The following is a 19,411-nucleotide window of genomic DNA, read 5'->3' as shown; positions in this document are numbered from 1 at the left end:
GAGGTGTTACACGCTTAGTGCATGTATAAGCCGCCGTTGATTGATAAGGTTTCGCCTGTTACGTATGCAGCATGATCACTCACTAAATACATAACTGCTGCCGCAATTTCGGTAGGGGCGGCAAGACGTTGCAGAGGAATTTGTGCTTCAATGCTTTTAATTACTTCTTCGCGCATGGCTGTGACCATCGGGGTTGCGGTATAACCTGGTGCAACGACGTTCACGCAGATATTTGAACGTGCGCCTTCTTGCGCCAAAGCTTTGCTAAAGCCGATGATGCCTGCCTTAGTTGCAGAGTAGTTGGCTTGACCAAATTGACCTTTTAAACCGTTCACCGAACTAATGTTCACAATGCGACCAGACTTTTGTTCTAACATTTTGTTAAATACAGGCTGAGTCACGGTAAAAAGTGTTTTTAAGTTGGTTTCAATCACTTCAGACCACTGCGTATAGCTCATTTTTTTGAAAGTTGCATCGCGGGTAATACCAGCATTGTTGACCAACACATCTACACGACCTTCAGCATCAATTGCTTCTTGAATGGCTGCTGTAGCCGCTTCATGCTCATTTAAGTTGGTTAAAACAAAGCGCACATCACTTTCTGTAAAGCCTTCGTCTTTAAGCCATTGCTTTTCGCGATCTTCTTCTCTTGGTACAACCGTTGCAATAATTTTATAGCCTGCTGTAACCAGTTGACGGCAAATCTCACTGCCAATACCACCTAATGCACCCGTCACTAAAGCTACTTTTTGTTCAGACATATTCTTTTCCTAAGCAGAATAAGGTTATAAAAATTAAGGAGTTTTTCCTCTTTATTCTTGTTTAGAAATTAAGCGTTTTATATTTCAAAGAGGCTGCAGTTTGATGATGCTTTGAAGTCAAAAGTAAACAAATATTGGTAATAGATTATTTTCTTATCATGTGGATGCTTTTATAAATGGCTTAAATAGTCGTGAAGTCATTGATTCATCGTAGCGCGCAGCACAAACTTCTGAGAACTGGTGAAATGTGATTAATCCATGAATTTGAAGCGATGTGGCAGTTTAAAGACAGTGCGCGAGCATATTGTTTTTTCTTGAGATTTTGAGTGTGATTTTCAGCTAAATATTTGGATGACTGTAAAGCGCTAAATGCAAATGTGGGTGACCACAAATTTTTATCAATATGAATGGAAATAAAGTGAATTTAAGAAAATAAAAAGCGAAAAGAAAAATATAAGAAAGAAAAAGAGAATGGCTTAGACGATTGCATGCAGCAAAACTGCTACATGCAACAGATCGAAAAAAGAAAGTTAAATGCTGGTTGCCTTGCGCTGTGGGCGAGGGCTTAAACGACACAACAACTCATAGCCAATGGTACCATTGGCTGTGGCAACATCATCCACCAAACGGTGTTTGCCCCATAGTTCAACTTGTGTGCCTAATTCAACGTCTAAACCTGTGACATCAATGGCAATCATATCCATAGACACACGACCAAGCACAGGCGTTAATTTTGCACCAATCGCAACAAAATTTGGCTGAACAAATGTACGTGGATAACCATCGCCATAGCCAATTGAAACAATCGCAATTTGCATGGCTTGTTCTGCAGTAAAGGTTGAACCGTAGCCGACGTGTTCGCCTGCATCAATTTCATTTAGTGCGATCACTTCTGCGCTTAAAGTCATCACAGGCTTTAAGTCGAGTGTATGCACATTATGTGCGGCAAAAGGCGTTGCACCGTAAAGCATAATGCCTGGGCGTACATAATCAAAATGCAATTCGGGATAACGATAGATTGCAGCAGAGTTGCAGCAAGAAGCAAGAATAGGGCTGCAATTGTCTTTGACATGCAAAAATTGTGCGACTTGTTGATCATTCAAAGCATGGTCGCCATCGGCATTGGCAAAATGCATGGTCAACACACAGGTAAAACCTTCGGCTTTGAGCATGTGAATCACATCAATAATTTCAGGAATTTTAAAACCTAAACGATTCATGCCACTGTTGAGTTTGACCCAGACTTTTAAGCCTTGTGTGATGTAATCAGCTTTATGTTGTAGCAGCCAGTCGAGCTGTGCTTGATGATGCACCACACATTCTAATTTGTGTGCTAACACACTTTGCATTTCATCGGCAGAAAAAACACCTTCAATCAGGGTGATGGGCTGCGTATATCCCAATTCACGAATTTCTAAGGCTTCTTCAACGCAAGCGACACCAAAGGCATCGCTGTCTTTTAAGGCTGCTAAGCAGTCTTTTACACCATGTCCGTAAGCATTGGCCTTGACCATGCTAACAATTTTCGCTGTTGGGGCAAGTTGTTTGACACGGTTTAAATTATATTGCAGTGCCTGACTGTCAATATAAACTGTTGCTTGGCGCACCCTCGTTACTCCTTGGGAATGACAATTGGTAATTTGTGTTAGATACACTGTGGAGTGATAAATAAATACTAAAAATAGTTCTATTTAAAAATATTCACTATTGTAGACCTATCAACCTCAAATAGACATGAACATTTAAGTTTTTGATCATAAATTAACTTAAGATCGAAAAATCTATTAGGTTATTGATTGCAAATAATTTGTAAAAGTTTCAGACTTTATTTTTCATATAAAACTATACGTTCTAAAAGCTATTATGGTGTTAGATGCTCTCACTCAGGAAATTCTAAACTGTACGAGTTATGGCAAGATTCAGATGATTGTGGAGAGTGGGTTCGTAATTTAAATGAACTCAAAGAGAGATTAAACAATGCATTTTAAACTTGGATATGTTGAATAAATAATGAAAATATTTTGTTATCTGGGATGGAGTACTTTATTTTTTTGTCAGTCAGTTATGGCTTGTATGCCACATTCACCCAATGACGTATTTATTGCCCGTTACCAAGGTTCACTGGCAGTACAGGGGAGTTCAGACTTCATCTTTCAACTTAGTTCAGGTCAATTTATTTTTCGCTCAATACTAGATGAAGTTAAATATAAAAAGCCCACCCAATGGTACAGTGGATTTTCAGGTAAAAGTACAGCTAAAAACCAATTAATTATTGGTTTAGCTTATGCACCAGATGGTGCTAAACCCCAGCAATATCGAGTAATTTCATTTGCAGCATTAAACTGTAAGAATGACCAGTTTGTTTTATCTAAACCGATTGCCCCATTTTTAGCTTGGAATAAGCAGACCTCAAATTGTTCTACAGGCGATAGAGCAGAGGTTGGGATTTTAGATGGTTTTATAGACTATGATCAGACACATTATTTGGCGCAACTGCAACAAAAGTATCCGACATGCGAGCAACTAAATAAAGCATTTCCATCATTTGAAATGGAAAAAAATAGTCAAGATTATAATTTACTCTCAAGTTGGAAACTATGGTGGGCAAAGTTAATAAGTCAGATTAAAACATGGTTTTAATAAAAAGAGCAATGCAAGCATTACTCTTCATCATCATACTGAGCATAATACTCAGGAGATAAATTACTAAAACGGGTATATTGCCCTTCAAAAGCAAGACGTACCGTACCAATTGGGCCGTTACGCTGTTTACCAATAATAATTTCGGCAGTACCTGCTTCTTTAGATTCTTTATTGTAAACTTCGTCGCGGTAAATAAACATGATTAAATCCGCATCCTGCTCAATTGCACCAGATTCACGCAAGTCAGACATCACAGGGCGTTTATTAGGTCGGTTCTCTAATGAGCGGTTGAGCTGTGACAAAGCAATCACAGGGCAGTTCATCTCTTTGGCCAAGGCTTTTAAGCTACGTGAAATTTCTGAGATTTCGCCGACACGGTTATCGCCCATGCCTGGAACTTTCATTAACTGCAAGTAATCGACCATGATGCAGCCAATTTTACCGCCATGTTGTTTGGCAATGCGTCGTGCACGTGCACGTACTTCCGTAGGTGGTAGGGCAGATGAGTCATCAATATACAAATGCTTTTCTTGCAGTTGTAAAATCGTGCCTGTGACTTTTGACCATTCATCGCCACTGAGTTTACCTGAACGTAAGTTCCCTTGATGCACTTTGCCGTATGCAGAAATCAAACGCATTGCAATTGAGTCTGCAGGCATTTCCATAGAGTAGACAAGGGCCGGTAAGTCATTGTTAAACAAAACACTTTCAACCAAATTCATGGCAAAGGTGGTTTTACCCATAGATGGACGCGCAGCGACAATAATCAAGTCACCCGCTTGCATGCCCGAAGTTTTATTATCTAACTCCACAAAGCCTGTGGTTAAGCCTGTGATGTTACCTTCCATTTTAGAAAGTTCATCAAGTTTGTCGAATACATCGGCAACCACGCTCGAAATGGCTTTTGGGCCTTGTGCTTTGGCATTGTTATTATGTTGTTCGGCAATTTGGAAAATATTGGTTTCGGCCAAGTCTAAAATTTCACTTACGCTACGACCTTTGGTGTCATAGGCATTTTGTAAAATTTCAGAACTGACTTTAATCATGTTTCTGAGGGTCGAGAATTCTTTAATTTTCGTGGCATAGGTTTCTAGGTTATAAAAACTAGAAGGCGAGTCTGCCATGAGCTGCATTAAGTATTCTTCCCCGCCTGCAGCTTCAAGTAAATTTTGTTTAATCAGCCAGTCATTCACCAATACGGCATCATAAGGTGAGTTTTCTTTAGACAAAGAATCAATGGCGCGGAAAATATATTTGTGGCGTGTCGCGTAAAAATCAGATTCTTGTAGCACATCACCCACTTGTTCAAAAGATTCGGCCACAGTCATTAACGCAGCCAAAACAGCTTGTTCGATGGCTAAGTTATGCGGTGGGGTACGAAACTCTTTAAGCGGGCTGTTCTCATTTGGTTTTAGATCAGACTTTGCAGTATGTTGCTTTGCGCTAGCAGTCGCCTGTGACATATAAATCCCTGATTTTTAAAACAGTAAATGCTGAATAATGCACGGGGATAGAATTTGAAACTCATATTCTTTCCACTTCCCGATGATACGCCCTCTAGAAAAAAAAGCGAGTAGATTTTGGCGAAGGATAAGTCAAAGCGTGCAGGACGATTTAGGAAAATTGTACTAATCGTATATTCTAAAGACAAAAAAAGAGCATGCGATTAGGCATGCTCTTTTCTTTTGCAGCAAATTACTCAGATACGATAGTAACGAGAACTTCAGCAACAACATCATGGTGCAATTGGATTGCGATGTTGAATTCACCAGTGTGACGAAGCGCACCGTTTGGTAAACGAACTTCTGCACGGTCAACTTCAAGACCAGCATTCGTTAACGCGTCAGCGATGTCACGAGTACCGATAGAACCGAAAAGTTTACCTTCATCACCAGCTTTAGCAGTGATTACGATGTTAACTTCGTTCAATTGGTCAGCACGTGCTTGAGCAGCAGCTAAAATTTCAGCTTCTTGCTTCTCAAGTTCAGCACGACGAGCTTCAAATGCAGCAGTGTTTGCTTCAGTTGCAGCAACTGCTTTACCTTGAGGGATCAAGTAGTTACGGCCGTAACCAGCTTTAACTGAAACTTTATCGCCTAATTTACCAAGGTTCTTAATGCGTTGTAATAAGATAATATCCACAGCTCAACCTCACTTATGATTGTCAGTGTAAGGGATCAACGCTAAGTAGCGAGCTTGTTTAATAGCAAGCGCTAATTGACGTTGGTAACGAGCTTTAGTACCTGTAATACGGCTAGGAACAATCTTGCCATTTTCAGTGATGTACTGTTTTAGTGTATCGATATCTTTGTAGTCGATGTACGTAACGTTCTCAGCTGTAAAGCGGCAGAACTTGCGACGACGGTAAAAACGTGCCATTGATGTTCTCCTTAAGCTTCAGCAGAGTCTTGGTTAGCGTGTTGTGCTTCTTCACGTTGAGCTTTACGCGCACGTTTTTCTTCAGCACTCTTAGCCAATAATGACTCTTCAGTGATAGCGTTTTCACGACGGATGATCAAGCTACGAAGGATCGCGTCGTTATAACGGAACAATTCTTCTAACTCGTCAAGCGTAGTTTGACCACATTCAACGTTCATAAGAATGTAGTGCGCTTTGTGAATTTTGTTAATTGGGTAAGCCAATTGACGACGGCCCCAATCTTCTAAACGGTGAATTTGACCTTCAGCTTCTTTGATGTGAGTTAGGTAACGTTCTACCATACCCACAACTTGATCGCTTTGGTCTGGGTGTACCAAAAGTACGATTTCGTAGTGACGCATTGTCAGCTCCTTACGGTTTATGCAGCCCCTGACTAAATTGAGCCAGAAGCAAGGAGTCACAACCGAAGTTGTGTCGCAAAATTGCGAAGCGTGAATTTTAGAGCTTTTACCAAGTAAATACAAGGCTTGGTCTAAGAAAAGATCGGCTTGGGCAAAAAGGGAATGTAATATTTTGCATCTATGATTGGAATTTAAATTTTATACTTTGTATTTGTATGTCACTAACTTTTAGAGTGTTTAATTCGAAAATTATTAAGGACGAATAAATCAAAGACAGATAAATTGTTATTATTTAAATATTGAAGTGTGGAGAGGGTAGGCAGGCACTCCATTAAAAGATAGAGCTAAACTCTATCTTTTAAAAAAGTATGATTTGCGTGCTTGGTGCGGTTGCTGTAAAGCTAAAACATAAACTCACAACAGTAATTAAAATAACCGAAAATAGGAAAAAGCGTTTTGCCCATAATTGATCATTTTCTGCTTTGAAGCCAATGACGCCAATATAGAACCAATAAATACAAAGTGTATTCAAAATAACCAGATATAGCCAGTTTGCATAACCAAATACAAACAGTCCATTCATGGCAACGGTAAATAACACCACATAAATTAGTGATTCAATTTTCGTTCGTAAAATTGAACGAGCAACTGGCAAAATTGGAATCCCCGCATTTTTGTAATCATCAAAACGGTAAATTGCAATCGCCCAAGAGTGGGGCATTTGCCAAAGTGCATAACCTAAAAAGATAAGTAGTGCAGCTAAGTCAAATTGATTTGCAACAGCGGTATAACCAATGACAGGTGGGCTTGCGCCTGAAATACTGCCAATAATGGTTTGATGAATTGTTGTGCGTTTGGTCCATAGACTGTAAAAGCCGACATAAACCACGAAACCAATCAGTGCAAAAAGAAAAGCGTATGCGTTAACTCCAAACCATAAAATGCTAAAACCAATTATGCCCAATACCACTGAATAAATCAGCGCAATAGGAACAGAAACAGTTTTTTTCACTAAAGCACGGTTTTGTGTGCGTTGCATTTTTTGGTCGATGTCTTGGTCAATAATATTGTTGACCACACATCCTGAGGCGACAACAAGCGTTGTACCAAGCAGAGTAAGCAGTAGGAGAAGGAAATCTACAGAACCTTGGGCAGCTACAAAGTAGCCACCCAAAGTGGTAATAAAATTACCAAAGAGAATTCCTGGCTTTGTCAGGAATAAATACTTTTTCAGCATGACAACCAGTTTAGATCATCATGTTGTAGTGTAGGTAGTTCATGATCCATACAGAACCAACCAAAAGGATGGCAATGGTCAGAATGGTATACACGAATGCAATCACGTTCCAACGTTGCTCTGAAGAAGAATTCATATGCAAGAAATAAATTAATTGAATAAGAATCTGAGCAACTGCTGTAATCGAAATAACAGTAATCAAAATACCACGGCCAAAACCACCTGCCATAACCATACCAAAAGGAATAATGGTAAGGATAACAGAAAGGATAAAGCCAATCGTATATTGCTTAGTGTTACCGTGTGATGCACCAGCAGAGTTGTGATCGTGACTCATTAGAGAACTCCCATCAAGTAAACTACGCTGAATACACAGATCCAAACGATGTCAAGGAAGTGCCAGAACAAGCTTAGGCAAGCTAAACGACGCATGTTCGGAATAGTCAAACCATATTTCTTGATTTGAACCATTAACACGATCATCCAAACTAAACCTGAAGTTACGTGAATACCGTGCGTACCAACCAAAGTAAAGAACGCAGATAAGAACGCACTCGTACTTGGACCATGTCCAGCGTGAACTAAATGGTTGAACTCATAAAGTTCCATACCAATAAAGATCGCACCGAAAACCCAAGTCACGCCTAACCAAGTTAGAACTTTAGCAACATCTTTCTTGTAAGCAGCTAAAACGGCAAAACCGAAAGTTACAGAAGAAATCAACAGGGCAAAAGTTTCTGTTAAAACGAAGCCTAATGACTCGCCAAACAAATCTTTAGCTGTTGGAGTGCCTACTGGAACGTGGCTACTTAATACAGCGAACGCGATGAAAAGTGTACCAAAAATTACAAGGTCACTCATCAAGTAGGTCCAGAAACCAAAGACGGTGATGTCTGTATCATCGTGGTGATGATCATCGTGTCCGTGGTTGTCGTGATGAAGTACTTCAGCCATGTCTTAGTCCTTCTTCAAGTGTTTTTCAAGGATCGCATAGCGTTCGTTTTCAATACGCTCAACTTCAGCAGCAGGAACATAGTAGTCCACTTTCTTCGTGAAAGAACTCACGATGAAGCTGATGATTGCCGCAATGAACGTAACGATTGCTAGCCACCAAATATGCCAGATTAATGCGAAGCCCATAGTTGTAATAAACATTGCAATTATGAAGCCAGCTGCACGGTTAGTTGGCATATGGACATCTTCATACTTCGTTGGACGAGCGTATGCAACACCATTTTCTTTGTCAGTCCAGAAAGTATCAATACCATTGATCTTTGGAAGGTGAGCAAAGTTATAGAACGGTGCTGGAGAAGAAGTAGCCCACTCAAGCGTACGGCCATCCCATGGATCTCCAGTAAGGTCTAAGCGTTGGTTGCGTTGTAGGAAGCCAACCACAATCTGCATAACGAAGCAGAATAGACCAATAGCAATTAACACAGAACCGAAGAACGCAATTGCCAAGTATGGATCCCATTCTGGGTTGTCATATGTATTCAAACGACGAGTCATACCCATGAAACCAAGGATATAAAGTGGCATGAATGCAAAGTAGAAACCGAAGAACCAGAACCAGAATGCTGCTTTACCCCAAGTTTCATTGAGTCTCCAACCAAACATTTTTGGCCAGTAGTAAATGATACCTGCGAACATCGCGAATACTACACCACCAATAATTACGTTATGGAAGTGAGCAATTAGGAATAAAGAGTTGTGTACAAGGAAGTCCGCTGGTGGAACTGCCATTAATACACCTGTTAAACCACCGATACCAAAAGTCACAAGGAAGCCAAGTGTCCAAAGCATTGGGGTAGTGTAGGTAATACGACCCTTGTACATGGTGAATAACCAAGAGAAGATTTTCACACCAGTAGGAATCGCAATAATCATGGTCATGATACCGAAGAACGCGTTAACGTTGGCACCTGCACCCATGGTAAAGAAGTGGTGAACCCATACAACAAGTGATAACACACCAATTGCAACAGTTGCGTACACCATTGATTTGTAACCGAACAATGTTTTGCGAGCAAAAGTCGCAGTTACTTCTGAGTAAATACCAAATGCTGGTAATACTAAGATATAAACTTCTGGGTGACCCCATGTCCAAATCAAGTTTACATACAACATTGGGCTACCACCCATGTCGTTCGTAAAGAAGTGGAAACCGAAGTAACGGTCAAGCGTTAACATTGCAATTGTCGCAGTTAAAACTGGGAATGTTGCAATGATAAGTACCGCAGTAACTAATGTTGTCCAAGTGAAAACAGGCATGTCCATAAGTTTCATGCCAGGCGCACGCATTTTGATGATGGTAACGAAGAAGTTAACACCAGTAAGAAGCGTACCTAGACCAGAAACCTGAAGTGCCCAAATATAGTAGTCAACACCAACACCTGGAGAATATTCGATACCAGATAGAGGAGGATAAGCCATCCAACCTGTAGCAGCGAATTCACCTAATGCAAGTGAAACCATCATTAAACCTGCAGCACCAGCGAATAACCAGAAGCTTAAAGAGTTTAATAACGGGAAGGCTACGTCACGAGCACCAATCTGTAATGGTACAGAGATGTTCATTAAGCCAACAACAAGACCCATTGCCACGAAGAAGATCATGATCACACCGTGTGCGGTGAAAATCTGGTCATAGTGTTCTGGGTGTAAATAGCCTTCACCACCACCTTTCGCAAGGAACTGTTGAAGACGCATCATGATCGCATCTGCGAAGCCACGAAGTAACATGACTACAGATACAAAGATATACATGATACCAATTTTTTTATGGTCTACAGATGTGAACCATTCGTTCCACAAGTAGCCCCATTTTTTGAAGTAGGTAATACCAGCAATCGCTGCAAGACCACCTAAGATCATCGCTGCAACAGTTACCAATACGATTGGATCGTAAGGAATTGCATCTGGACCTAACTTACCTAATAAGCTCATGTCTTATTCCCCTTGAGAAGCAGTCGCATGTTCAAATGCTACATGAGTTTCAGAAGCAGGCGCTTCACCAGCCACTACAGGAGCTGAATGGTCAGCACCATGGTAGTTACTCATATAGTTATTGATCACTGATTCAAACAAGCCTTGCTCAACAGAAGAGTAATAAGTCACAGGATGTGGCTGAGTCTTATATGGACCTTCTTTTAAAGCCGTTGCAGCAAGTTTTTTCTCTAATTCAGTTTTGGCGTTACGAACCATTGCATCAATTTGTTTCTGTGAACGGTTACCGTCACGTAAAGAAGCAAATTCAGCTTGATCTAAAACTGTTTTTTGAACAGCTTGAGGATTGATAGTCGTACCTTGACCTGCTTTAACAGCTGTTACCCATTGCTCAAAATCAGCTTGAGTTACAGAGTGAGCTTTAAAGCGCATTTGCGAGAAACCATAACCTGAGTAGTTAGATGAGAAACCACGGAATTCGCCCGTGTTGTCTGCTAAAACGTTCAAGTGAGTTTGCATACCCGCCATTGCATAAATCTGACCAGATAATGCAGGGATAAAGAACGAGTTCATTGTGAAGTTAGATGTTAAACGTAAGCTTACAGGCGTTTGCTCTGGGAAGCGTAATTCGTTAACAGTAGCAATGTTCTGTTCTGGGTAGATGAAGATCCATTTAAATTGTTCAGCAATAACTTGAACAGTTAAAGGAGCTTTTTCGGATTCTAGCGGACGGTAAGGGTCGTACTTGTGGGAACCCCACCAAGTTAACCAAGCTAAAATACAAATAATAATAACAGGTATACCCCATACTACAATTTCAATTGCAGTAGAGTGTGACCATGTTGGTTGATAGTCTGCGTCTTTATTCGATGCGCGATATTTCCAACCGAACCACAATGCCATAATTGCAGATGGAATAACCACCAATAGCATTAGGTAAATCGCAGTCATCATCAGGTTACTTTGACCTGCTGCAACTGGACCTTTTGAGTTCAGAAGTACTAAATCACCGCCACACCCAGTTAAGAGTGCAGCCATCGTAGATAAAGACAATACAGCTAAAATCGTTTGTCTCATTTTACAACCTCGGTGAAGAGTCCCATTCCCTAATTTAATATGGGATAGCGATTAAAGTGTCGCATGATTAAAAAGACATCAAAATAGATGAAAAAGTCTTCTTAATCATCGGACACCGCTACGTTGTAGGGCATTATGCCTGATATCGACAAACTAAGCTACACATAAAGCGGCTTTAAGTGGAGGGAATAAAAACCAATTTTTATACTCGGAATTATTTGTACTAATTTTAATTTATTTATATTTATCAATATTATAAGAAAAAAGGGATGATCAATCATCCCTGAATAAATAAAATCAAATTATTGCTTTACGACTTTGGTTTTGGCGAGTTTATCGTGTAACGCTTGTCGTTTTGCACCAAATGCAAAGCCGTAATCTAAAATTGTGATAAAGGGCATAAACATCATATTCAAAATAATGAAAATGATAGAGCGAATAGTAAACACACGCATTAGGCTGACTTTTTCATCGGTTTCAGCATCGACAATTTTAATTTTGGTCAGACGTTTGCCAATACTTTGTCCAGTTTTAGCCAATAGGAAGGCTTGTATGCCCAGCATAATCAATAAATAAATTGCCACGGCTTGCCAAGCTTGCATTGGAATGAGCTGAAAGAGTTCAGTTTGCAATTGCATGGCTTGATCAGATGTTGTAGCGGCCTGCATTTTTTGTTGCAAACCAGACAATTGTTCAAACTGGTCAGCATTTAAGAAAAAAGAGGGAAGTGCCGCTGCAGGTAACCACAGCAACATGTCTATAATTTTGGCTAAAGCACGTTGGTTAATGCTCGCCAATTCATTTTTCGTTGCCTGTGTTCTGGAGTTTGACGATGCTAAGCTTGGTCGTGATGTGTTTGTAGCCGTGTAATCTGTATTTTGAAAAGGTGAATGTTCAGGGGCAGGTGGTGTGCTGACGTAGCCTTGTGGTTCATATACAAGTTTACCTTGGGTGAGTTCACCTAAAGCTTTCCATTCGCTCATGCCTTGGTGCCAAGCCAAATCTGTCAGCAACACTTGTTGGCTGGCGAGCATTTGGTTGAGCTGCTCTAAGGTGTATGGCCCAGCTTGTTGATTATTTCGTGCCAAGTAAATTTGCATAAATATAAAATCTCAAAAAATGAATTTGAAAAAAAACCCACGCAGGTGCATGGGTTTTCTTTTAACACGTTTTACTACGCTTGTTGAGCTTTTTCTTCAGAAAGGAAGAACCAAGTGTCTAAAACTGAGTCTGGGTTTAAAGATACAGATTCAATACCTTGTTCCATTAACCAACGTGCAAGGTCAGGGTGATCTGAAGGGCCTTGACCACAGATACCGACATATTTACCTGCTTTACGGCATGCGTGAATTGCCATAGAAAGTAATGCTTTCACTGCAGGGTCACGTTCATCGAACAGGTGAGAAACAATGCCTGAGTCACGGTCTAAACCAAGTGTTAACTGAGTTAAGTCATTTGAGCCGATAGAGAAACCATCGAAATGCTCAAGGAATTGTTCAGCCAACAATGCGTTGGTTGGTAATTCACACATCATGATCACTTTCAGACCATTTTCACCACGTTTTAAACCATTCAGCGCAAGCAATTCGATCACACGTTTTGCTTCAGCAACGGTACGTACAAATGGAATCATAATTTGTACGTTGGTTAAGCCCATTTCGTCACGTACTTTTTTCAAGGCACGACATTCAAGCTCGAAGCAGTCACGGAAATTGTCAGACACATAACGACTTGCACCACGGAAGCCCAACATTGGGTTTTCTTCTTCTGGCTCATATAACTTACCACCAATTAAGTTTGCGTATTCGTTTGATTTGAAGTCAGACATACGCACAATCACTGGTTTGTCAGCGAATGCAGCAGCAAGGGTAGAAATACCTTCAACCAATTTTTCTACATAGAATTCGATTGGCGATGAATAGCCCGCAGTACGCGCCATAACTGCTGCACGTGTTTCGCGTGGTAAGCTGTCAATATTAAGCAATGCTTTAGGATGCACACCAATCATACGGTTGATGATGAATTCTAAACGTGCAAGACCAATCCCTTCGTTTGGAATTTGAGCAAAGTCAAATGCGCGGTCTGGGTTACCAACGTTCATCATGATTTTGAACGGAAGTTTAGGCATAGATTCGATTGAGTTCTTTTGAACTTCAAAATCTAAAGCACCTTCATAAATGAAACCTGTGTCGCCTTCGGCGCAAGAAACTGTAACTTCCTGACCATCAGTCAAAACTTCAGTTGCATTACCACAACCTACAATTGCAGGTACGCCTAATTCACGGGCAATAATTGCAGCGTGACAAGTACGACCACCGCGGTTAGTGACAATTGCAGCAGCACGTTTCATCACTGGTTCCCAGTCTGGATCAGTCATGTCTGAAACAAGAACGTCACCTTCCTGAACTTTGTCCATTTCTTTAATAGACGTTACAACGCGGACTCTACCAGAACCGATACGCTGACCAATTGAACGACCTTCACAAATGACCGTACCTTTTTGTTTCAATAGGTAGCGTTCCATAGTACCGACGTTTTCACGGCTTTTTACAGTTTCAGGACGTGCTTGAACGATGTAGATTTGACCGTCATCACCATCTTTTGCCCATTCAATATCCATAGGCGCTTGATAATGTTCTTCAATAATTAACGCTTGTTTCGCTAATTCTTGTAGTTCGTGATCATTTAAAGAGAACTGTTGGCGATCTTGTTTTTCAACATCGACCACAACTACAGATTTACCAGCCGCGCCTTCTTCACCATAAATCATTTTTTGGTGTTTAGAGCCAAGGTTACGACGTAAAACTGAGTGTTTGCCTGCTTTTAATAAAGGCTTAGAAATATAGAATTCATCTGGGTTAACTGCACCCTGAACCACCATTTCACCCAAACCATAAGAAGCAGTAATGAATACAGCATCACGGAAACCAGATTCTGTATCTAGGGTAAACATTACACCAGCAGCGCCAGTTTCTGAACGTACCATACGTTGTACGCCTGCAGACAAAGCAACGACATCGTGGTCAAAGTTTTGGTGTACACGGTAAGAAATCGCGCGGTCGTTGTACAAAGATGCAAAAACTTCTTTAATGGCAATTAATACGTTGTCAATGCCACGGATGTTTAGGAATGTTTCTTGCTGACCTGCGAAAGATGCGTCTGGTAGATCTTCTGCAGTTGCAGATGAACGAACGGCAACCGCGATGTTTGGGTTGCCGTTAGAGAGTGCTTCAAAAGCAACTCGGATTTCTTGTTCTAGTGATGCAGTAAGCGGAGTGTCGACAATCCATTGACGAATTTTTGCACCAGTTTCAGCAAGCGCATTCACGTCATCTACATTGAGTGTTTTTAGCTCTGCTTGAATTTTAGCGTTTAGGCCACTTTGCTCGAGAAATTCACGATAAGCAGCAGCTGTTGTTGCAAAGCCACCTGGTACCGATACACCAGCATTAGATAAGTGGCTGATCATTTCGCCCAAAGATGAGTTTTTCCCACCCACGAGCTCAACATCGTGTTTCCCTAATTTTTCCAGACCAATTACGCGCGCTTCCAAAGTTGTTACTCCACTTTTGCAGTATTAATCACTATCTTGTCATGAAATTATAATAAATCTACTTAGCAATTTGGTTTTACTAAGCGACAGTCATGTAAGATCGGTTTACTATAAAGATTATATAGCACTAAGACAAATGTTTAAGGAGAATTTTAATGTCAGATGGTAAACAAATTAAGCGGAGTGTTTTTTTTATTTCCGATGGAACTGCAATTACGGCTGAAACCCTTGGACATTCACTCTTAGCGCAATTTCCAAATGTGGACTTTGATATTCATATTCATCCTTATATTACGTCTGAAGAAGCGGCTATGAATGTGGTGGCAGAGATTAATGCCCGAGCACAAATTGATGGTCAATTACCTTTGGTGTTTGATACCTTGGTTGACCAATATGTGCGTGACATTATCAACACTGCCAAAGCAATTAATTTAGATGTATTTGAAGGCTTAATTAGTAAGCTTTCTGAAGAGTTAGGAACACCACCAACCACTTTGGTCGGGCAGACGCATGCCGTAACAGATTCTGAATCTTACAAGGCACGTATTGATGCGGTGCATTTTGCCTTAGATAACGATGATGGCGCACGTACACGCCATTACGACAAGGCCGATCTGATTCTGATTGGGGTGTCGCGTTCGGGTAAAACGCCAACTTCCATCTACCTTTCTTTACAGTTCGGGATTCGTGTGGCGAACTATCCATTGACTGAAGAAGACCTCGATGACAACCGTTTGCCAGCCGTATTAAAGCCGCATAAACATAAGTTATTTGGCTTGATGATTGATGCTGAACGCCTTGTGGCAATTCGTACTGAACGTAAAGCCAATAGCCGTTATGCAAGTTTTAATCAATGCCAAATGGAATTGCGTGCGATTGAAGGTATTTATATTTCAGAAGGGATTAAATATTTAAATGTTTCAGAAATGTCGATTGAAGAAATTTCAACACGTGTTTTACAAATGACAGGTTTAAAACGTCGTATTGGTTAATGAAACTATATGTATTAAAAGAGCCAAAATTTTATTTTGGCTCTTTTTTATTGGATTTAAATAGAATAAAAATCAAGCTACTATTTATTTAAATGATAATGCTTTTAGTGTGACTTAAAATGTAGTGATAATGGTATCAATTGGATGTTCTTGTCCATCAATACTATGCACGCTATGTGCACAGACTTTGACAATTGGCCAAGTAATCAAATGGCAATTTTCGCGTTGTAAAGCTGAATAATAATGATCAGATTTAAAATAGCGTTGATGTGTATCTGCAATGTTTGGTGTGAGTTGACGTTTAAGCCACGTGTCTTTGACTTGAGCATCTAAAAAGCGTAAAGCCAAAATATTTTTGACGCGGTTATTAAACAAACGTCGATTTTTAAATACCAAAGGATGGCTAATTAGGCGATGGATGCCACGTTCTGTACTTGGCAGGACAAAATGCGGTGCAATTTGAAAGACTTGAACAGATGTTGCTTGCTGACAAATTCTATCGAGTTGTGCCACGCTGTCCTGATTTGCACCAATAACTGCAACGCGTAAACCTGTGAAGTCATGCTGTTTGATTTCAGTTGCAGGAATGCATTCGCCTTGGAATTCTTGAAAATCTGCCAAGCAGTTTTGAAAAGCGTGTCTATGTACGTCGTGTTTAGGACTGACCATGCTGAATCTCTTGATATATTCATTTTATAAATTAGAACATTTACTCTATTTTGTTGGGACAGTACTGTTTGGTAAAGTCTTTTGTGCAGGCGAGCCAGTCATTCCTAAAGATTGAAAATTAATTCAACTGAGATTACTGAGATTTAAGCGAAAGAGAACAAGAAAACGGATTTAAGTTATTTATTTTAAATGTTTTTAATTGATGAAACCTTGTAGCTCAATAGAACTACAAGGTCGGAGCTAATTAAGTATCTAACTTCATTTGCATGAGCAAATCAAAGTTATGTAAGCGTTTTTCTGTGTCATAGATGTCACAGGTAAAAATAAACTCATCGACATCATACTTCGCCAATAAGTTTTCCAATCCTGCTTTGACAGTCGCCTTTGAGCCAATTTGCGCCATGGCATAAAAACTATCAACTGACATTTTTTCTGCAGGTGACCATAAGCCATCCATACTTTCGACTGGAGCTTTGAGTTTTAGGCTTTGTCCACGCATTAAACCTAAAACACGCTGATAGGCACTAGTCGCCAAAAATTCTGCTTCTTGGTCGGTATCTGCAACCACTGTTGGCACACCCATAGACACATAAGGCCGCTCTAAATATTCTGAAGGCTCAAAATTGTCACGATATAACTGAATGGCTTGAGCAAGCATACGCGGGGCGAAGTGTGAGGCAAATGAGTAGGGTAGTCCTAATTTTGCAGCAAGTTGTGCGCTAAATAAACTTGAACCAAGCAACCATACAGGAACGTGTGTCCCTTGTCCTGGCGTAGCAACAATACGTTGTTGTGGTTCTGCATCTTTAAAATAATGCAAAATTTCTAAAACATCTTGCGGAAATTGATCTTCAGTTTCCTGTCGCCCACGACGCAGCGCACGCATGGTCACTTGATCTGTACCTGGTGCGCGACCTAAACCGAGTTCAATACGGTTAGGATATAAAGTCGCTAAAGTTCCAAACTGTTCAGCGACCACTAACGGTGCGTGGTTGGGGAGCATAATACCGCCAGAACCGAGTTTAATTTTTTGCGTATTTGCTAATAAATAACCCAAAAGAACTGCGGTTGCTGAGCTGGCAATGCCATCCATATTATGATGTTCCGCCAACCACAAACGGTCATAGCCGAGTTGTTCTGCGTGTCGTGCTAATTCAAGTGCATGATGCAGTGAAAACTGTACTGATTGATCATCACGTACAGGTGCGAGTTCAAGAATGGCAAATTTTGTGTCTTGCAGGGAACGCATCATTTATTCCAGCTTGATTAAAGAGAGTTTTATCATACGATGCTGCACTGATTTTGTATATCGAAAAATTTCGATATATGGGTGGGGTATGGGATATTGCCACTTAATAACGCATGACATTCATCAAAAAAGCATGCTTCATAAAAATATTTATCCAAAAAAGTTACCAGTAAATAAAAAGCACCCGAAGGTGCTGAAGATGTTAGAAGTATCGTGAGAAATTAACGACGTTTACCATTTTTATAGTGACCTAAATGTAAGCCATTGTCTTTGCGGTAACGGTCATTATAACGGTAGTCATTGTAGCGATAGCCACGGCTATCATAGCGGCGGTCATAACGATCAGCGTAGTGTTTGTTGTCATAGCGGTCATCTCGACGGTCTTCGCTAACTTTTTGACCTAATACTGCACCACCTGCAGAACCGAGTCCTGCACCGACATAGCCACCATTGTTGCCTGCCATATTGCGACCAACGCTATATCCACCTGCACCGCCCAAGGCAGCACCAATCATGGCACCGTTACGGTCACGTTTATTGGCAGAAGCTGCAGCACCGCCCGCACCACCAATGGCTGAACCAATCATCGCGCCTGTTTGTCCACCCATTTGTTGACCAATTGCTGCTCCGACAGCACCACCCAAGGCAGAACTTACGGCAACACGTGTATCGTTCGCATGCGCAGTGCTCATAAGCAAGGCAGAACTTGCGATAACGCTACCCAATAAAATACGATTAAGTTTCATGCGGATGCTCCAAATATTGATTAATATGTTTTGTAATGAAGATATAGAAACAGATGGCAAAGATCGTGAAGGGCAATGAGGTAAATCTGCAAAGTTTAGTAAAGACTTTGTAATTGCACTGCTAAATTTCTTCATATTGACTGTGGTCATTTTTGAATTGATATATAAAAAACGAATCCTATAAAAAAGCATCAAACCTGTGTTGATGCTTTTTTACCGATCTATATCATGCTTTATCTATTCTTTAGGATTAACGACGGTTGCGTTTTTTCTTCCATTTACGTTCTTGATAGCGGTCATATTCTTTATCTTTTGAGATTTTATTGCCGAGTGCTGCACCACCTGCTGCACCTAAAGCTGAACCAATATAACCCCCATTGGTGCCGCCCATATTTTTACCTACGGTATAGCCAGCACCGCCACCCAAAGCACCACCAATTGCAGATTCAGTACGATGACGTTTATCACTCGCCACGGCTGCACCACCAGCACCGCCTAAGGCAGCGCCTAGTGTTGCACCCGTAGTACCACCCATATTTTTACCAATAGCTGTACCTGCAACACTGCCTAAAGCACTGGCTGCGGCAACGCGCGTAGTATTGTCTGCATAAACGTTGGCAGTGAGCATTGAAGCTGTGGCTAAAGCTGCTGTCATTAACATTGCATTAAGTTTCATGTTGAACTCCATGTCCCTTACAGGACTTATTTATGATCAATTTTGATGGGCTCAATTTAACAAAGCGCCGCTTTTAAAATGT

19 protein-coding genes are annotated in these 19,411 nt (G+C 40.7%); 2 read left to right on the top strand and 17 right to left on the bottom strand.

What is annotated here, in order from left to right; translation table 11 throughout:
- Positions 1 to 14 precede the first annotated feature (14 nt).
- Entirely contained in the window at positions 15 to 761 is a 747-nt protein-coding gene (locus FTU35_RS05805; RefSeq protein ID WP_004973144.1) for a beta-ketoacyl-ACP reductase, read from the bottom strand.
- Positions 762 to 1,291: 530 nt separating this feature from the next.
- The gene (gene alr, locus FTU35_RS05800) at positions 1,292 to 2,368 is read right to left on the bottom strand and encodes an alanine racemase (protein ID WP_096900907.1); all 1,077 of its coding nucleotides are present in this window, start codon (positions 2,366 to 2,368) and stop codon (positions 1,292 to 1,294) included.
- 466 nt (positions 2,369 to 2,834) lie between these two features.
- Here alr and FTU35_RS05795 point away from each other — a divergent pair, with 466 nt between their 5' ends.
- On the top strand, positions 2,835 to 3,401 hold the full coding sequence (locus tag FTU35_RS05795; protein ID WP_180064594.1) for a hypothetical protein: 567 nt from the start codon (positions 2,835 to 2,837) through the stop codon (positions 3,399 to 3,401).
- Positions 3,402 to 3,421: 20 nt separating this feature from the next.
- Here the strand turns inward: FTU35_RS05795 and dnaB are convergent, their stop codons facing one another.
- The 11 genes from dnaB to ppsA all read right to left on the bottom strand — a co-directional run bounded on the left by dnaB (position 3,422) and on the right by ppsA (position 14,997).
- Positions 3,422 to 4,867: a replicative DNA helicase gene (dnaB, locus tag FTU35_RS05790; RefSeq protein ID WP_004973149.1), complete on the bottom strand. Its 1,446-nt coding sequence runs from the start codon at positions 4,865 to 4,867 to the stop codon at positions 3,422 to 3,424.
- A gap of 232 nt (positions 4,868 to 5,099) precedes the next feature.
- On the bottom strand, positions 5,100 to 5,546 hold the full coding sequence (rplI, locus tag FTU35_RS05785) for a 50S ribosomal protein L9 (RefSeq protein ID WP_004973150.1): 447 nt from the start codon (positions 5,544 to 5,546) through the stop codon (positions 5,100 to 5,102).
- A 9-nt stretch (positions 5,547 to 5,555) separates the two neighbouring features.
- A complete protein-coding gene (gene rpsR, locus FTU35_RS05780) occupies positions 5,556 to 5,783 on the bottom strand; it encodes a 30S ribosomal protein S18 (RefSeq protein WP_004719336.1) in 228 nt (75 codons plus the stop codon).
- 11 nt (positions 5,784 to 5,794) lie between these two features.
- Positions 5,795 to 6,184 carry a 30S ribosomal protein S6 gene (gene rpsF / locus FTU35_RS05775; RefSeq protein WP_004973153.1) on the bottom strand — a complete coding sequence of 130 codons (390 nt, stop codon included), beginning with the start codon at positions 6,182 to 6,184 and terminating at the stop codon, positions 5,795 to 5,797.
- A gap of 358 nt (positions 6,185 to 6,542) precedes the next feature.
- Positions 6,543 to 7,421: a heme o synthase gene (gene cyoE / locus FTU35_RS05770; protein ID WP_167846069.1), complete on the bottom strand. Its 879-nt coding sequence runs from the start codon at positions 7,419 to 7,421 to the stop codon at positions 6,543 to 6,545.
- Positions 7,422 to 7,431: 10 nt separating this feature from the next.
- Complete coding sequence (locus FTU35_RS05765) at positions 7,432 to 7,758, bottom strand: cytochrome o ubiquinol oxidase subunit IV (RefSeq protein ID WP_004973158.1); 327 nt, start codon at positions 7,756 to 7,758, stop codon at positions 7,432 to 7,434.
- Positions 7,758 to 8,375, bottom strand: coding sequence for a cytochrome o ubiquinol oxidase subunit III (gene cyoC, locus FTU35_RS05760; RefSeq protein ID WP_096900905.1), 618 nt, complete (start codon positions 8,373 to 8,375; stop codon positions 7,758 to 7,760). The genes FTU35_RS05765 and cyoC overlap by 1 nt, the downstream gene beginning before the upstream one ends.
- 3 nt (positions 8,376 to 8,378) lie before the next feature.
- Positions 8,379 to 10,367 carry a cytochrome o ubiquinol oxidase subunit I gene (cyoB, locus tag FTU35_RS05755; protein WP_096900904.1) on the bottom strand — a complete coding sequence of 663 codons (1,989 nt, stop codon included), beginning with the start codon at positions 10,365 to 10,367 and terminating at the stop codon, positions 8,379 to 8,381.
- Between the two features lie 3 nt (positions 10,368 to 10,370).
- Positions 10,371 to 11,444, bottom strand: coding sequence for a ubiquinol oxidase subunit II (gene cyoA / locus FTU35_RS05750; protein ID WP_180064579.1), 1,074 nt, complete (start codon positions 11,442 to 11,444; stop codon positions 10,371 to 10,373).
- 302 nt (positions 11,445 to 11,746) lie between these two features.
- A complete protein-coding gene (locus FTU35_RS05745) occupies positions 11,747 to 12,544 on the bottom strand; it encodes an RDD family protein (protein ID WP_180064578.1) in 798 nt (265 codons plus the stop codon).
- 74 nt (positions 12,545 to 12,618) lie between these two features.
- Positions 12,619 to 14,997 carry a phosphoenolpyruvate synthase gene (gene ppsA, locus FTU35_RS05740; protein ID WP_004973175.1) on the bottom strand — a complete coding sequence of 793 codons (2,379 nt, stop codon included), beginning with the start codon at positions 14,995 to 14,997 and terminating at the stop codon, positions 12,619 to 12,621.
- 155 nt (positions 14,998 to 15,152) lie between these two features.
- Between ppsA and FTU35_RS05735 the strand changes: the two genes are divergently transcribed.
- Positions 15,153 to 15,989, top strand: coding sequence for a pyruvate, water dikinase regulatory protein (locus tag FTU35_RS05735; RefSeq protein ID WP_004973178.1), 837 nt, complete (start codon positions 15,153 to 15,155; stop codon positions 15,987 to 15,989).
- A gap of 114 nt (positions 15,990 to 16,103) precedes the next feature.
- On the opposite strand, the gene FTU35_RS05730 is transcribed toward FTU35_RS05735, so the two are convergent.
- The 4 genes from FTU35_RS05730 to FTU35_RS05715 all read right to left on the bottom strand — a co-directional run bounded on the left by FTU35_RS05730 (position 16,104) and on the right by FTU35_RS05715 (position 19,329).
- On the bottom strand, positions 16,104 to 16,658 hold the full coding sequence (locus FTU35_RS05730) for a hypothetical protein (protein WP_004973179.1): 555 nt from the start codon (positions 16,656 to 16,658) through the stop codon (positions 16,104 to 16,106).
- Positions 16,659 to 16,902: 244 nt separating this feature from the next.
- A complete protein-coding gene (locus tag FTU35_RS05725) occupies positions 16,903 to 17,907 on the bottom strand; it encodes an LLM class flavin-dependent oxidoreductase (protein ID WP_004973182.1) in 1,005 nt (334 codons plus the stop codon).
- Positions 17,908 to 18,128: 221 nt separating this feature from the next.
- Positions 18,129 to 18,653 carry a hypothetical protein gene (locus FTU35_RS05720; protein ID WP_179988644.1) on the bottom strand — a complete coding sequence of 175 codons (525 nt, stop codon included), beginning with the start codon at positions 18,651 to 18,653 and terminating at the stop codon, positions 18,129 to 18,131.
- A 250-nt stretch (positions 18,654 to 18,903) separates the two neighbouring features.
- Positions 18,904 to 19,329 carry a glycine zipper 2TM domain-containing protein gene (locus FTU35_RS05715; protein WP_154320690.1) on the bottom strand — a complete coding sequence of 142 codons (426 nt, stop codon included), beginning with the start codon at positions 19,327 to 19,329 and terminating at the stop codon, positions 18,904 to 18,906.
- Positions 19,330 to 19,411: the final 82 nt, after the last annotated feature.

It is taken from the genome of Acinetobacter sp. YH12095 (genome assembly GCF_013419245.1).
Taxonomy (GTDB): Bacteria; Pseudomonadota; Gammaproteobacteria; order Pseudomonadales; family Moraxellaceae; genus Acinetobacter; species Acinetobacter towneri.
The sequence above is the reverse complement of the archived record's forward strand: the minus strand, read 5'-3'. Positions and strand labels throughout refer to the sequence as shown.

Bases quoted from the DNA above. Each gene is read 5' to 3' on its own strand.
- cyoA (WP_180064579.1), bottom strand. From the start codon at position 11,444: ATGAGACAAACGATTTTAGCTGTATTGTCTTTATCTACGATGGCTGCA.
- FTU35_RS05745 (WP_180064578.1), bottom strand. From the start codon at position 12,544: ATGCAAATTTACTTGGCACGAAATAATCAACAAGCTGGGCCATACACC.
- FTU35_RS05805 (WP_004973144.1), bottom strand. From the start codon at position 761: ATGTCTGAACAAAAAGTAGCTTTAGTGACGGGTGCATTAGGTGGTATT.
- FTU35_RS05735 (WP_004973178.1), top strand. From the start codon at position 15,153: ATGTCAGATGGTAAACAAATTAAGCGGAGTGTTTTTTTTATTTCCGAT.
- rpsR (WP_004719336.1), bottom strand. From the start codon at position 5,783: ATGGCACGTTTTTACCGTCGTCGCAAGTTCTGCCGCTTTACAGCTGAG.
- cyoB (WP_096900904.1), bottom strand. From the start codon at position 10,367: ATGAGCTTATTAGGTAAGTTAGGTCCAGATGCAATTCCTTACGATCCA.
- dnaB (WP_004973149.1), bottom strand. From the start codon at position 4,867: ATGTCACAGGCGACTGCTAGCGCAAAGCAACATACTGCAAAGTCTGAT.
- FTU35_RS05765 (WP_004973158.1), bottom strand. From the start codon at position 7,758: ATGAGTCACGATCACAACTCTGCTGGTGCATCACACGGTAACACTAAG.
- FTU35_RS05730 (WP_004973179.1), bottom strand. From the start codon at position 16,658: ATGGTCAGTCCTAAACACGACGTACATAGACACGCTTTTCAAAACTGC.
- rpsF (WP_004973153.1), bottom strand. From the start codon at position 6,184: ATGCGTCACTACGAAATCGTACTTTTGGTACACCCAGACCAAAGCGAT.
- FTU35_RS05715 (WP_154320690.1), bottom strand. From the start codon at position 19,329: ATGAAACTTAATGCAATGTTAATGACAGCAGCTTTAGCCACAGCTTCA.
- FTU35_RS05795 (WP_180064594.1), top strand. From the start codon at position 2,835: ATGCCACATTCACCCAATGACGTATTTATTGCCCGTTACCAAGGTTCA.
- FTU35_RS05725 (WP_004973182.1), bottom strand. From the start codon at position 17,907: ATGCGTTCCCTGCAAGACACAAAATTTGCCATTCTTGAACTCGCACCT.
- cyoC (WP_096900905.1), bottom strand. From the start codon at position 8,375: ATGGCTGAAGTACTTCATCACGACAACCACGGACACGATGATCATCAC.
- cyoE (WP_167846069.1), bottom strand. From the start codon at position 7,421: ATGCTGAAAAAGTATTTATTCCTGACAAAGCCAGGAATTCTCTTTGGT.
- FTU35_RS05720 (WP_179988644.1), bottom strand. From the start codon at position 18,653: ATGAAACTTAATCGTATTTTATTGGGTAGCGTTATCGCAAGTTCTGCC.